General features: G+C 59.0%; 10 protein-coding genes. 3 read left to right on the top strand and 7 right to left on the bottom strand.

Annotated features, from left to right (window positions below):
- Window positions 1-181: 181 nt before the first annotated feature.
- Complete coding sequence (locus tag PSV43_RS22170; RefSeq protein WP_300202888.1) at window positions 182-1,567, bottom strand: alkaline phosphatase family protein; 1,386 nt, start codon at window positions 1,565-1,567, stop codon at window positions 182-184.
- A gap of 79 nt (window positions 1,568-1,646) precedes the next feature.
- Here PSV43_RS22170 and PSV43_RS22165 point away from each other — a divergent pair, with 79 nt between their 5' ends.
- Window positions 1,647-2,405 carry a glycerophosphodiester phosphodiesterase family protein gene (locus PSV43_RS22165; RefSeq protein WP_300202885.1) on the top strand — a complete coding sequence of 253 codons (759 nt, stop codon included), beginning with the start codon at window positions 1,647-1,649 and terminating at the stop codon, window positions 2,403-2,405.
- A gap of 73 nt (window positions 2,406-2,478) precedes the next feature.
- Entirely contained in the window at window positions 2,479-4,377 is a 1,899-nt protein-coding gene (locus PSV43_RS22160) for an ABC-F family ATP-binding cassette domain-containing protein (protein ID WP_300202882.1), read from the top strand.
- A 2-nt stretch (window positions 4,378-4,379) separates the two neighbouring features.
- Here the strand turns inward: PSV43_RS22160 and PSV43_RS22155 are convergent, their stop codons facing one another.
- Both PSV43_RS22155 and PSV43_RS22150 read right to left on the bottom strand, forming a co-directional pair.
- Window positions 4,380-5,291: a hypothetical protein gene (locus PSV43_RS22155; RefSeq protein ID WP_300202880.1), complete on the bottom strand. Its 912-nt coding sequence runs from the start codon at window positions 5,289-5,291 to the stop codon at window positions 4,380-4,382.
- Window positions 5,292-5,301: 10 nt separating this feature from the next.
- Window positions 5,302-5,943, bottom strand: a complete 642-nt coding sequence (locus tag PSV43_RS22150) for a DUF1080 domain-containing protein (RefSeq protein ID WP_300202877.1) — start codon at window positions 5,941-5,943, stop codon at window positions 5,302-5,304.
- Between the two features lie 212 nt (window positions 5,944-6,155).
- On the opposite strand from PSV43_RS22150, the gene PSV43_RS22145 reads away from it, so the two are divergent.
- Window positions 6,156-6,509: a hypothetical protein gene (locus PSV43_RS22145; RefSeq protein WP_300202875.1), complete on the top strand. Its 354-nt coding sequence runs from the start codon at window positions 6,156-6,158 to the stop codon at window positions 6,507-6,509.
- Here the strand turns inward: PSV43_RS22145 and PSV43_RS22140 are convergent.
- The 4 genes from PSV43_RS22140 to PSV43_RS22125 form a co-directional block, all read right to left on the bottom strand.
- Window positions 6,459-7,823 (bottom strand): c-type cytochrome domain-containing protein, encoded by a 1,365-nt coding sequence (locus tag PSV43_RS22140; protein ID WP_300202872.1) that lies wholly within the window; start codon window positions 7,821-7,823, stop codon window positions 6,459-6,461. The genes PSV43_RS22145 and PSV43_RS22140 overlap by 51 nt on opposite strands.
- Before the next feature lie 2 nt (window positions 7,824-7,825).
- Window positions 7,826-9,940, bottom strand: coding sequence for a DUF1549 domain-containing protein (locus tag PSV43_RS22135; RefSeq protein ID WP_300202869.1), 2,115 nt, complete (start codon window positions 9,938-9,940; stop codon window positions 7,826-7,828).
- 81 nt (window positions 9,941-10,021) lie between these two features.
- Window positions 10,022-12,445, bottom strand: coding sequence for a PPC domain-containing protein (locus PSV43_RS22130; protein WP_300202866.1), 2,424 nt, complete (start codon window positions 12,443-12,445; stop codon window positions 10,022-10,024).
- 5 nt (window positions 12,446-12,450) lie between these two features.
- Window positions 12,451-13,815 (bottom strand): DUF1501 domain-containing protein, encoded by a 1,365-nt coding sequence (locus PSV43_RS22125; RefSeq protein WP_300202863.1) that lies wholly within the window; start codon window positions 13,813-13,815, stop codon window positions 12,451-12,453.
- Window positions 13,816-14,091 lie beyond the last annotated feature (276 nt).

Here is a 14,091-nt window from a genome sequence, read left to right as displayed (position 1 = left end):
ACTGTGCGGACCACTTGCTGGCGCCTTCGCGGCAAACCTGGGGTTATTTCTTCACCGCTGGGTGGAACATGGTATTTGCCAGCATGCAGGGGAGCGTGCGCAAATTTCTCGTTGCCGCTGGGAGGCAGAACGCTTTTCGCATAACTCCGGCATGCGAATCTCTGCTGCGTGCCGCAGGGAATTATTTCTTGTCGGCAGAAATCAAGATCTCCTCCAGCACACGGCCGTCTGGTTTTGGCAGCACCAGGCCCATGAGTTTGGCAATGGTGGGGGCGACGTCCAGATTGGCCATCCGGTCGAGGACGATGCCTTTTTTGATGCCGCGACCGCTGGCGATGAAGATGCCATCGAGCTCGGGGTCGCCGTTGAAGTAGCCGTGGGTGCCGGCGTAGTTCACGGAGGGGGTGATGACGGCGTCACCACCGGCGTCGTTTTTGAAAGCGTAGCCAGTCTTGGCATAGAGGACGAGATCGCCCATGCCGGGGTTCTCCTCGGGAATGGGCATGCCGAGGGTGTGGCCGTCCTTGCCTTCGATCACGCGATCCACGCCTTCGGTCTTGGCGAACATCTCTTTGAGCTGTGGCAGCAGCTCGGCTTTGCGGGCGGGATTGGTGATGTACACGAAGGCCATGCCGCCTTGGGTCATGGAATAGGCGTCACAGGTGTTGATGGTGGGGCCGAGTCCTTGAGCGAGTCCAGCCTTTTTCAGCTCGACGTTGGGCAGGATGATTTTGGTGACTTTCTTGAAGCCGTGATCGGTGGCGATGATGAAGGTGGTGTTGTCGCGCAGGCCGCTGTCTTCGACGGCTTTGACGAGATCACCCACGAGACGGTCTGTGTAGGCGAGCGCGGTGTGGCTGGCCATGGATCCGGGGCCGTAGGTGTGGTGGGTGGCGTCGGTGTTGAGGGTGTGATAGAGCAGCAGGTTGGGCTTGTGCGTCTTGAAGATGTGGATGGCGGCCTTGGTCCACATGTTGTCGAGGAAGGTCACGCTTTTGCGCTGCGGGCCGAGCTGCATCCAGGCGATGTCCTGCGGTTTGATCTCGCCGGCGGCGATCATTTCTTTTTCGACTTTACCTTCGAGGTCGGGCAGTTCGGCAAAGCTCCAGTCGATGGTCTTGGCTTTGGTGATGGCGACCCAGTCGGACTCGGCGGTGGTGAGTCCTGCTTCATGGGCGATGTCGTAGAGTGTAGGAGCAAAGACGAGCTTGGTTTTGTCGGCCCACTGCTCGATCTTCGGTGGCTTGCTGTCGCCCTGACGAACGAGGAGTCCATTGAAGAGAACGCCGTGCTTGCGCGGCTCGACACCGGTGACGAGGGTGGTGTGATTGATCCAGGTGATGGACGGATTGCTCACCGTCATGGCCTTGGTGCTGGCACCTTCCGCAGCGAGTTTGCGCAGGTTGGGGATCTGCAGCGATTCATCATTCCACAGCCATGCGGGGAAGCCGTCGAGACTGATCAGGATGACGTGCTGCTCCTTAGGGTCCGCAGACGGTGACTTGGAGCAGGAGGTCAGCGTGCGAACAATGATGATGCTGAGGGCAAGCAGGAAGCAAAATTTCATTTGGAGCGAAGGGTTACGGGTGCTTGCGTCGTTTGCTTTCCACCTCATGAAATTCGTCGCATTTTTTCTCCTTACCGCCATGTCTTCCCACGCTGTTGAAATCGTCGCGCATCGCGGATTTTCTGCGCGTGCACCGGAGAATACGATCGCGGCTTTTGATCTTGCCTGGAAGAATCAAACGGATGCGTGTGAGCTGGATGTGTATCTCACGGCAGATGGCAAAACGGCGGTGATTCATGACAAGGATGCGAAGCGCACAGCGGGTGTGATGATGGATGTGGCGACCTCGAAGCAGGCGGATCTAACGGCGCTGGGGGCGGGATCATGGAAGGGCACGGAGTGGGCGAAGGAGAAGATCCCGACGCTGGAGCAGGCGCTGGCGACGATGCCCGTGGGCAAGCAGCGTTTTTTTATTGAGGTGAAATGCGGGGCGGAGATCGTGCCTGAATTGAAGCGTATTTTGGAACCGATGAAGGATCGCGCGGCGCAGCTGGCGATCATTGCTTTCAAGCGGGATGCGGCGGCGGAATCGAAAAAGGCGATGCCTTGGATCAAGGTGTATCGGCTGGCGTCAGGGAAGACGAAGGAGAAGAAGCCCACGGATCTGACGCAACTCATTGCGGATACGAAGGCGGACAAGCTGGATGGGCTGGACCTCGGGACCAGTGATTTTCCTTGGGATGAGGCGATGGTGAAGCAGATCCGGGATGCGGGCTTTGGGCTTTATGTGTGGACCGTGAACAAACCGGCGGACGTACTGCGTTTTGCGAAGCTGGGGGTGGATGGGATCACGACGGATGACCCGGTGATGGTACGGGAAGCCCTGGAGAAGAAGTAAGGGATGAATCCGGTGGGGATGAAGGTAATCAGTCGCAGCGGGGGCAGATCGTGCTATCTCAGCCACCCCACTTATGTCTCCCATTACTCCTGCTGTCGTTTCCGCCAAAGACCTGCGCCTTCAATTCGGGCTTCAGCAGGTCTTCAATGATGCGACGATGAGCATCCATGAGGGTGAGAAGCTCGGGCTGGTGGGGCGGAATGGCTCTGGGAAAACGAGCCTGATGCGCATCCTGGTGGGGACGGAGAAGCCGGACAGTGGCATTATTTCGCGCCGCAATGGGATCATTGTGAGCCATCTGGCGCAGGAGTTTGTGCTGGATAATGAGGCAAGCGTGATCGACAACGTGCGCGCGGGTGCTTCGGCGCTGCTGGAAATGGTGGAGCGCTACGAGTCCGGCGACTACAAGGGGGACCAGGAGGATGATTTGCTGCATCAGATCCAGCTGCATGACGGCTGGGGCGTGGAGACGCGGATCAGCACCGCAATGAATGAGCTGGGGCTGCCGGCGGCGGATCGCATCGTCAATGGGCTCTCAGGGGGTGAAAAACGGCGTGTCGCGCTGGCGCGGGCGCTGGTCTCACAACCGGATCTGCTGCTGCTGGACGAACCGACGAACCATCTGGACGCGGAGTCGATTGAGTGGCTGGAGATTTTCCTGCGGGACTTCACGGGCGCGGTGCTGTTTGTGACGCATGACCGCTACTTTTTGGATCGGGTGGCGACGCGCATCATCGAGATCGACGACAGCCGCATCTACAGTCATCCCGGGAACTACAGTGACTTTTTGGAGAGCAAGGCGATCCGCGAATCGGTGGAAGCGAATTCCGAGCGGCGGCGCCAGAGCTTTCTACGGCATGAGCTGGAGTTTGTGCGTGCGGGTGTGAGAGGCCGGGGTACGAAGCAGCGCTCACGTCTGGATGAGTATGACCGCGTGGCGGCCATCGACGCGCCTGAGGCGGAACTGGTGATGGATTTGATCATCCCGCCTGCCTCTCCGCTGGCAAACACGATCATCGATGCGGTGGAGATTGGTGCGCACATCAATGACCGCTGGTTGTTCAGCCACCTGAATCTGAGCTTTGAAGCGGGGACCTGCACGGGGATCATTGGCCGCAATGGTCTCGGCAAGACGACGCTGCTGCGGATGCTGATGGGCCAGCAGGCACCGAATGAGGGCAAGGTCACGATTGGCAAGCGCACGGTGTTTAACTACGTGGATCAGCAGCGTCTCCTGCTGAACCCGGAGAACAGCGTGATGGAGGAAGTGGCGGGGCCGATGTCTGAGTTTGTGCAGTTCGGGCCGGAGAAGATGCATGTGCGCACCTACCTGCGCCGCTTCCTTTTCACCGATGAACGCGTGACCATGCGGGTGAAGGAACTGAGCGGTGGCGAGCAAAGCCGCGTGCTGCTGGCGAAGATCCTGCGCCGGGGTGGCAACTTCCTGATTCTAGATGAGCCCACGAATGATCTGGATCTGCAAACGATGCGAGTGCTGGAGGAGGCCATTCTTTCCTTCAAGGGCTGCGTGCTGGTGGTAAGTCATGACCGGTATTTCCTGGACCGGGTGTGCGACCGAATGCTCGCTTTTGAAGGCGAGGGACGCATCCATGAGTGCGCGGGCAACTACAGCTACTACCAGGAGAAACGTTCTGCGAAAGCTGCGGCTGAGCTGGCGCTGGTGAACGCCGCAGTGAAGAAGGAAAAGGTAGCGGCTGCCAACGCACCGAAGCAGAAGAAGATGCCCCAGAAGGAGCAGCGCGAACTCGCTGAGTGCGAAGCTGCGATCACGAGTCTGGAGAGCGAAATCGCGGCGATGGAAGGAGAGCTGGCGAATCCGGAGACGTTTGTGAAGCTGGGAGCGGGGACGAATGAGTACATGGCCAAGCTCGACAAGAAGAAGCACGAGCTGGAGGGGAAGTTTTCGCGATGGGCGGAGCTGGAGGAGGTGCGAGTGGCGTGCGGGGGGTGATCTTACGGGGTCAATGGCCTAGCTTTGCTAGTAACGTATGTTCGCCCAAGGTCTTTTAGTGGGCACATACTTTGGATAGCAAGCTTCCTAGCGTCATCCCAATCTAGCAACATCGGAACTTTGTCTTTAACTTCGACTTCAGATAGCTGCGCGAATGCATATAATCCAAGGGAGTCCGCTTTTATTTCTTTTTCGAATCTCGAAATTGCGCTTTCGATGACAAATCTACTGCTTTGCGCAATTGAATCAGTGCACTTATTTAAGTAGTCATGAATTCCCCACAATCCCTCCATGTGGCATCGAATAGCTTGTACCAAGTTAATTATTTCAGGCATTCCATCCAGAGCCATCTTCTTAAATTTCGGATCAGCAGCGAGTGATGCTTTATGAGTTCCTATTGAAAGGACATTCACGATGTCACTTTTCGACCTATCATTTTTGTTCTCGTACCCTGAATGAAAGTGGATGCTATCGATGGGAACTTCACGATGCTGCGAATAATTGCGCAAAGCTTCGATAAATCGATATTCTTTTACTGAATCATAGATTTCGCTTCGAAAAGCTTTAAACTTAAGCACATCTTCTTTCGATAAGATACTAGAAATAGTTTTGTCTGTAGAATCAATAAAATATCGTGCGCAAGAAAGATAGGCCACAATTCTTGAGCTTAACAGAACACGCGTTTCAGATTCATCATTGTAACCCGCTCGTGAATATAATATGTGTGAAAACGCCGCCTCGAATTGTGAGGCCTCCACTGTTCGGTAGCTCTCGACAACTATCCTATAATCTTCAACCATCTTAAACAAAGATTCTAGCTTGTGTTTAGATGCCTTTATCGTCAAAAATTCATCCTCAGACAGCTCTACTTTTTCCGGACATCCAAGAGCATGAATCTGCAAACAGTATTCCATAAATTTATGGCTACTCCAGCACCTTGATCTTCAGATTGCGGTAATAAACGGGGGCCTGGGCTTTGCCGTGGAGGCCTTGGAGACCAATGGGGCCGGTGCGGGCGTAGTCTTTGAGGGCCTTTTTGAATTTGTTGGGTGTGCCGTCCGGGTTTTTGCCGATTTCGGGCCAGTTGTCGAGGTTGGCGTTGATGACTTCTTCGCCGTTGAAGACGACGCTGATCATGGGGCCTTTGCAGGTGATGGTGAAGTGGTTCCACTCGCCAACGGGCTTGGCCATGCTTTTGCTGGGCGGCATGGCGTCATAGATGGCTGCGACCATGCCGTATTTGCTGCCGTCTGCGGAGTCGTGGACCTGGATTTCGAAGGCGGAGAGGACGTCTTTAATATTACCGGAGCGGATGAAGACGCCGCTGTTGGATTCCTTTTCGACCTTGAATTCGAGGTCGAGGATGAAGTCGCCGTAGGAGTCTTTGGTCCAGAGGGTGTCGTGGTCTTTGGCGACGAGGATGCCGTCTTTGAGCTCCCATTGGCCAGGGGCGACGGAGTTGGAGAGGTCGGCCGTGAACAGGTCCTTCCAGCCGGTGGTGTCGGGTTTATCGGCGGCGAATGAGAGAGAGGCGGAGGCGAAAAGCGCGAGGAGGGAAAATTTCATGAGGTGATTGGTAACGCGAAACGGGTGGGGAAGATTCCAAGTTTTGGAAGGAAAGTGGAGCCGTGCGTAGGACTGCCGGCCGCTGTTTTGAGATGCCGCGGGGGGCTCGGAAGCATCAGGGAAACACGGAGCTGGATTTATAGGATTGCTTTTTTCTTCGGCTTGGCCAATTCTCCATCAAATAACCCGTCAGCACTCACATCATCCGTTCCATGAAACCCGTTCACTCTTTGGTCATCCTCTCGGTTCTTGCCGCTCTTTCCCTCACTTCTTGTGGTCATGACTGGAGCGATGGCGGCTACAAGCGCGTCCCCCCTGGTGGCACCTACTACGGCAGCAACTTCAATGGAGCGCCGAGCTTTGGCGGACATGGCGGTGGCTACGGCAATGGCTACAGCGTCTGGCCTCAGCCTACGATCAACTACGGTGAAAACTTCACCTGGGAAGACGAGCCAACGAATGTGGGCAACAGCTGGGACCACGGCGGCTATTCGCTGCAGACAACAAGGACGAATCTAGTTACCCGACAAGATACGTACGAGACCGTCCGCACCTCCGGCAAATAGTCCCTTCCCGTCAAAGGTGATGCTGGTCTGAAGCGGCAGTGCGGCTTCGTAGGAGAAAGATTTCACGGCACCGCCGCTGGGGCTCCAGAGGCGCACCTGCTTGTCGCGCCCGGCGCTGAGGAGTTCTCCTTTGGGGCCGAAAGCGAGCGCGAGGACGCCGTTGGGAATCTTCCCGTAGAAGCCCTGCGGGCGTGCGGGAGGATGCGCGTTGTTTTTGGTGACGGTGGGCCAGCCGTCTTTGGCGTCCCACCAGATGAGGAGGCCGTCTTCGCCTCCGCTGGCGAGCATTTTGCTGTCGCTGCGCCAAGCCAGAGCACGGACGGCAGCTTTGTGCTCCGAGAGGGAGAGGAGGATGCCACCGCCTGTGGCGTCCCAGAGATGGATGCCACCTGCGCGATCTGAGCTGGCGAGTTTTTTGCCGTCGGGGCTGAAGGTGAGGGCGGTGATCCAGTCGGTGTGTTTGGTGAGCTTATGGCGGAGTTTGCCATCGGCGGTGCCATAAATTTTGATGACTTTGCCGGAGCCGCCGAGGGCGACGAGCTGCTGATCGGGGCTGAGATCGGCAGCGAGCACGGCGTCGGTTTCGTCGCCGATGGTGGTGAGGCGTTTGCCGGTTTTGACGTCAAAGAGGACGACGCTGCCGGATTGCACGGGCTTGCCTCCGGCCACCATGAGGACGCGGCCGTCGAGGCTGAAGCGGATGACGTTGGGCTGACCTTCGGGGAAGGCGAGGGCACCGATCTCCTGCTGGGTGGTGGCATCAAGCAACCGCACGTGTTCATGCCCGGCGACGGCGATCAATGGAGCACGCGGACTGGCGGCCATGGCAATGACGGGCAAGGGGCGTTTCAGCGCGGGAGGCGTGAAGGCGGTCAGGGACTCGGGCATCGGCGGCGGGCCGTCGAGTTGGATGTCGGTGGTCGGCGTGAAGCTGGTGTCGCGTTCGGCGACGAGTGATTTGCTGGCGGAGGACTCGCGCAGGCCGCCCTGAATCCACTGGCGGATGAGTTCGATCTGCGGGGCGGGAATGGCAGCCTTTTTCGGCGGCATGCGCTCGGCGTCGTCTTCGGCAGTGATGGCTTGGAAGAGCAGGCTCTGGCTGGAGCGTCCGGCGATGACGGCTTTGTCGCCGCTGCCGCCTTTGAGTGTGGCGGTGAAGTTGGCGAGGTTCAGGTCGGCTTTCTGCTCGTCGTCGCCGTGACATTTGAGGCAATGCTCGCGGAAGATGGGCTTGATGTGTTCGTCATAGGTGATGACGGCATCGGCGGCGAACGCGGACGTGAGCAGGAATGGGAGGAGTAAAAGCGGACGCATGATCAATGATTGAAGATGAACTCCGTGGAATTGAGGAGGCTCCAGAAGATGTCCTGGTAGGGCTTACGGTCTTGGGTGTCGCTGCCGACGAGTTCCAGCAGGGCTTTGAGTTCTTCGGGCTTGGGCTTGCGGCTGAGGGCGCGGAGATAGAGGTCTTCGATGATCGTTTCCGGTGGTGTGCCGGCCTTGAGCTGTTTTTCGATGACCTTGCCGAAACCGACCTGGCTCTGCACAGTTTCTCCGGCGACCATGTGGAGGGTTTGCGAAAGGGTGGGCTCAAGCTTGGTGTCGCAGGCACAGACGCTGGCGCGTCCGGCGCGGCCAAAGGTCTCGAAAAAAGGATCGCCGGTCATCGCATGCGTGGTGTCTCCGGGAGTGCGCGGGTAGTGCTGGATGGCCTTGGTGCCTTTGGGGAAATAGCCGAAGCCACGTTCGCCGTCGGTGGCTTCGACGATGGCATCGAGCAACACATCGGCACGCAGACGGCGAAGCTGGGAGCGTGAGAACTGGCGCGTGTCGGCGGCGTTGGTGGCGTTTGGCTGCGCGGAGAGCTGGTAGGTGCGCGAGGTGGTGATGTCGCGAATGAAGGCACGCAGATTGAAGCGGGAGTCGCCGAGGTGTTTGGCGAGGGCATCGAGCAAGGGGCCGTTGGTGGGCGGATTGCTCACGCGCATGTCATCGAGCGGTTCCACGAGACCGCGACCCATGAAGTGGGCCCAGATCCGATTGGCGAGGTTGCGGGTGAAGAGCTCGTTTTTTGGCGAGGTGAGCCAGGCGGCGAGGGCCTGACGCGGGTCCTTGCCCTTCGGCACGCTGCTTTCGCCGCCGAGGACGGTGGGGAGCATGGGGCGCTCATCGACGAGGTGTTTGGCCGGGGCGGCGGACAGGTCATTGAAGACGTAAAACTCGCGCGGCTCGACGCCGAGCTTGCGCTGAATGCCGGTGAAGAAACTGACCCAGCCGTAGTAGTCGTCCTGCGTCCAGCGGTCGAAGGGATGGTTGTGGCACTCGGCGCACTGGATGCGCACGCCGGTGAAGAGTTGGGAGAAATCTGCGGCGAGGTTCTTCGGTGTCACGCGCACATCATGCACGAGCATGGTGTAGAGATTGGCGGGGCCGCTGTTGATGTTGCTGCCGGTGCCGGTGATCTGATCGGCCACGAATTCATTGAGCGGGCGGTTCTGCGCCATCTGATCGTGGATCCATTCATAGTAAACGTCGGCCGCTTTGACATCGGTGGCGGTGGGTGCGTAGCCGCCGCCTTTGACACGGAGCATTTCGGCCCAGAGATCGGTCCAGAGATCGGTGAAGCCGTCGCTTTTGAGCAGGCGATCGATGAGGACGGTACGCTTGTCATTGGCGGTGTCCGCCATGAAGTCGTGATACTCCTTGGTGGTAGGGAGTGCGCCGCTGAGATCAATGAAGACGCGACGCAGGAAGGTTTCATCATCGGACAACTCCGAAGGGAGGAGGCGCAGCTTTTGCAGGCGGTCGTGGATGATTTCGTCGATGTAGTTGTTCGCGACCGGATTCGTCCATTGGTAGTTTTTGTCCTGCGGGAGCACGATGACTTCGGAGCCGATGGTGAAGCGGTTGAAGCGCGCGAAAACATGCGTATCGCCACGACCGGTGGCGGCGACGAGGCCGTCTTTGTCGATCTTGGCGGTGGAGGGGTTGTTGGTGGCAAAGAGGGCGAGGTCGGTGACGTCGCGCTTGGTGCCGTCGGAGTAGCGCGCGGTGACGGTGGTCTTTTGCGTGCCTTTGCCGCCTTCAAAGACGATGCGCTCGGGTGCGAGGGTGATCTCAACGGGCTGCGGCACGGATGCGGCATCGTCAGGGGTGCCGGCAGCGATCCATTTCAGCAGGGTCTGGTAGTATGGGGTATCGGCCTTGAAAAGCTCGCCGCCGGTGTGAGGCACCTTGCCGGTGGCTTTGAGGAGCATGAGGCTCTGCTCAGGGGCGGCGAGATTGACGCGACGTCCGACCATTTCCTGAGTGATGCGGTAGTAGTCTCCCTTCGCATCGTAGCCGAAGAGGGAAAGCATGAAGCCGTCCTTGCCGCTTGCCGAACCGTGGCAGGTGCCCTGATTGCAGCCAGAGCGGAAGAGGATGGGCATGACATCGCGGCGAAAGCTGGGGGCTTCTTCGGCGCAAAGAGAGACCGCGCACACTAAAAGGACAAACAAAGGGCGGAGCATTTAGCGGGATGAGCTGGAGGTTTGAAGAAGGGCGGGGTCAACGCGGAGGATGGCTTTGCCCACGCGCTGGCGGATTTCCTGGCCGCGTTCGGTGACGGTGATTTCACAGCTCAGTTCCTTGTATTGACCGAGCAGGGATTCGGTGGAGGCGGAGATTTCGAAGATAAGCTGCTTGTCGCCGACTTTGAGTTTGGGGGTATTGACGACACTCACGCCTTTGGGCAGGCCGAGGAGGGTGGCGTCGGCTTCGCCTTCGAAGGGCTTCTTGTGTTCGATGTCCCAGACGACCTGGGCTTTTTCACCACGACGTACGGCGCTGGGATTGCTCTTCAGGGCGATATAGGGCGGAGCAACGGTCACATCAATGAAGGCGGCCGAGGTGCGAATGCGTCCAGCACCGAGGTAATACGAGCCGCCGGTTGTGGACGCAGTCATGGCGAGGCGATAGGTGCCCGGCGCAGCCGAAGCGCTGGCGCTGAGGCGCAGCGTTCCTTCGTTTTTGCCCGCAGGAATGGTGAGTGTGGGCTCGCCTTCGACACCGGGTGGCACCCAGTCAAACTGATGCTCGATGTCTTCATCAAAGCCGGGCTTGCGCGTGATTTTGACCGGCAGCGTGAGTTCACCATTTTGCGAAAGCGGAATCATCGGCTGCTCGACATCTATTTGATAAGGCGCGGGCTCGGTGACGGCGAAAGCATAGTGATCGACAACAAAGGAATGCCACGCATGACCACCGCTGTGGCCGAGGAAGGGAAACGACTGCTGCGAGCGGCTGAGCAGCGGCGTGCCATCGGTGGTTTTGCAGGTGATGGAGATGAGCGTCGTCTGCGGCTTTGTGCCGGCATCGGCGATGAACTGAACCGGCACCTGACGCTTACCGGCGAGCACACGCGGAGCGATCATGCGCACGCCTTTGGGCAGGCCCTGCGCGACAAGGTCGAGCTCGCCTTCGTAGCTGCTGCCGGGGGCATCGACGAGGTTCACATTCACCGTCCAGCGGCCACCTTGCGGCACGGCGATGCTGGTGAGGCGTGGACATTCCACCATGTCGATGACGCGCGCTTGGATGAAGGTGTTGATCTCATCGCGAACGGGTTCGACCTCAATGCGGTAAACGGAGGTCGGATCACCGAGACCGCGCATGTCGGTGATGTTGATGAGGTAATCACCATCGGCTTTGGGTTCCCAAACGACAGCCGGGTCCATGAGTTCCTTCCGCTGAATCTGTCGCGACATGGCCCAGAGATCGCGATCAGGGAGCGTCGAGTCATCAGCGGTGATGTCATCGGTTTCGGCATCGGCTTTGCGGATCGAAAGCCGTGGATCGAGCGGCGTGCCGAGCGACCGTGCAAACACGCGCACGCGCCAGCGATCACCCGCTTTGGCTTTGACGCGGAAGCTGTCGGCATCGTTGGCGGCTTCGATGCGGCCATTCAAAGCAGCAGGGAGGGCGCTGACGCTGGTTTCATCCGCCTCTTTGGCTTCGAGCACATTGGGGAACTCACTCACACGCATCATCAGCGGCGAGGCCATGCTGTCATTGAAGGCGAAGTCGCCGGTTTGTACCGGGAGCGTGACCTGGACGGCTTCATCGCCTGCGGGATCGCCGAGAAGCGTGGCGGCAAGCTTTTCGCCTTTCATGCCACCGGCGGGGTACACGGCCAGGGGACGATGATTCGAGCCGATGTGCGCGAGGTAGTAGCAGTTGCCGCCCGAGTTGAAGATGCGCTGTTTGACCTCGACGCGGTATTCGCCGTCGGCAGGGAGAATCGTGCTGAGCACGGGATCTTGCAAATGCAGGGCGCTGTCGTCATTGCGGGCGAGTTCCTTGCCGCTGGCATCCAGAATGCGCACGGTGAGGTCGAACTCGGACCCGGCGTAAAACTTCTCCGTGAGCCAGACGGAATCGACTTCCACCGAAAGGTGCTCGCCTTTGCGGCCGGTGACGCGATACACATCGACATCGCCGACTTGATGCGTGTCCATGCGGCCGAGCACCGCGCTATTCATGGGCACCGGTTGGTCTTCCTGCGCCTCTTTGACGATGGGAAAGCGCGTCACAGCGAAGGTGCTGAGCGTGGTCAGCTCGGTGGCGGTGCGCAGCTTGAAAGGGTGCAGTCCGAGCGGGCAGTCGGCATCGATCTCAAAGCGGCACTGCACTTTGTCCGCGACAAAACCTCCGTGCATCGTGGAGCGAGGCCCAGGCAATGAGGGCAGCGCTTTGACTTCCGTGCAGCGGATGCCGGGGCGATAAAACAGCACCTCCCGCGCCTCTTTGATGAAGGCACCTTCAATCGTGACTTCGACCGTGGTGCCGCGCTGGCCTGCGCGCGGCGTGACAAACTCGATGTGATGCACCATCGGGCCTGCGAGCGCGGAGGTGAGCAGACACGCTGAACATATGAGGGCGATGAAAAGTCGCATGGCGGTTAGGAGATGATTCCCTTCACGACATTGCCGTCTTTCACGATCTCGATGGGGCGAGTGCCGCCGAAGGCCATGAGCTCTTCGTTGGAATCGATGCCGAGCTGGTTGTACACGGTGGCGAGGAAGTCTTCGAGCTTCACTTCATCGCGTGCGGGTTCGGCAGATGTGGCATCGGAGGCACCGTAGATCTGACCTCTCGTGATGCCGCCACCGGCGAGGAGCATGGAGTACACGCGTGCCCAGTGGTCGCGGCCGTTGCTCATGTTTACTTTTGGCGTGCGGCCGAACTCGGTGGTGACCATGACGAGGGTGCTGTCGAGCATGCCACGCTGATCGAGATCGGTGATGAGGCCGCTGATGGCGTGATCGAGGGCGGGCATAAATTCGGTGCAGGTGCTCTTGATGTCCACGTGCGAGTCCCAGGAGCCGTAGTTCACACTGACGAAACGCACACCGGACTCGACAAGGCGGCGAGCGAGGAGGAGGCGCTCGCCCACGGCGGCAGGGGCTTTTTGTTTGAGCTCGTAGTTGCGGCCGTAGAGATCGCGCATGGCGTCGTTTTCGTCGGCGAGGGAGAAGGCTTTCCGTGCGGCATCGGAGGTGAGCAGCGAGTAGGCGCTTTTGTAGAAATCATCCATCGTGTTCAGCTTGTCGATGTCGGCATCCAGTTTGCGGAGCTGGCCTTCGACGATGTCGCGTGCGGCCTTGCGGCGTTCGAACTGCTGCATGGAGACGCCATCTGGGATGCTGAAGTCGCGCACCTTAAACTCGCCCTTCGCGCCGGGGTCGGCATTGAGTTGGAAGGGGCCGTACTTGCTGCTGAGGAAGCCGGTGCCGCCTTCAAAGCCGCGCATGGCGGGGATGGCCACGTAGGGGGGCATGCCTTGGCGAATGCCCATGAGATGGGAAACGACGCTGCCCATCTGCGGGTAGTCGATGACCGTGGTGGGCGTGTAGCCGGTGTAGAGGTGGTAGGTCGCCTGCTGGTGATCGGGGATCTTGCCGGTGACGGAGCGCACGATGGTGAGCTTGTCGGCGATCTTGGCGAGGCGGCTGAAGTTCTCGCTGAAGACCTCCCCGGTGTTGGTTTTGGCGACGCCGAAGCCGCCGCGATATTCCGTGGGCGCTTCGGGCTTTGGGTCCCAGGATTCCTGCTGGGCCATGCCGCCAGGGAGGTGGAGATGGATGATGCTTTTGGCTTTGCCTTCTTTGAAGAAGCCGGGCTCCACGGTGGCGCGCGCTTCGTGTTTTAGAATGTCCGCCATGCTGAGGCCGAGGGCGCTGCAGAAGCCGATGCGCATGGCCTCGCGGCGGTGCAGGTTCATGCGGTGGAAGCCGGAGCAGCCGGAGGGGGCGGGAATTTTCATGGGCTGGCGAAAGGATTGCGGGGAAAGTGGATGTGAATTTACTGGGTGAAAACGGGTTTCCTTGCGCTACCCCGAGAACTCGGGGGGAGGTTTCTGGCGTGGCGAGTGGCGCTGCTTAGCTCTATGCGCAGATTCTTCCGGGCTAGTTTCTCAACGGGTGGTTATAGCGATTCGCAAAACTCATTTCCGACATGGCGGGTATGAGGAGATCATACCACGATCCATTGAAACCAGGTCTGTTTCTCTTCGCCCCAACCAGCCCCGCTTCGCACCAGC

Source organism: Prosthecobacter sp. (assembly GCF_029946185.1).
Classification (GTDB): Bacteria; Verrucomicrobiota; Verrucomicrobiia; order Verrucomicrobiales; family Verrucomicrobiaceae; genus Prosthecobacter.
Note: the sequence above shows the minus strand (reverse complement) of the source record. Positions and strands in the feature narration are given on the sequence as shown.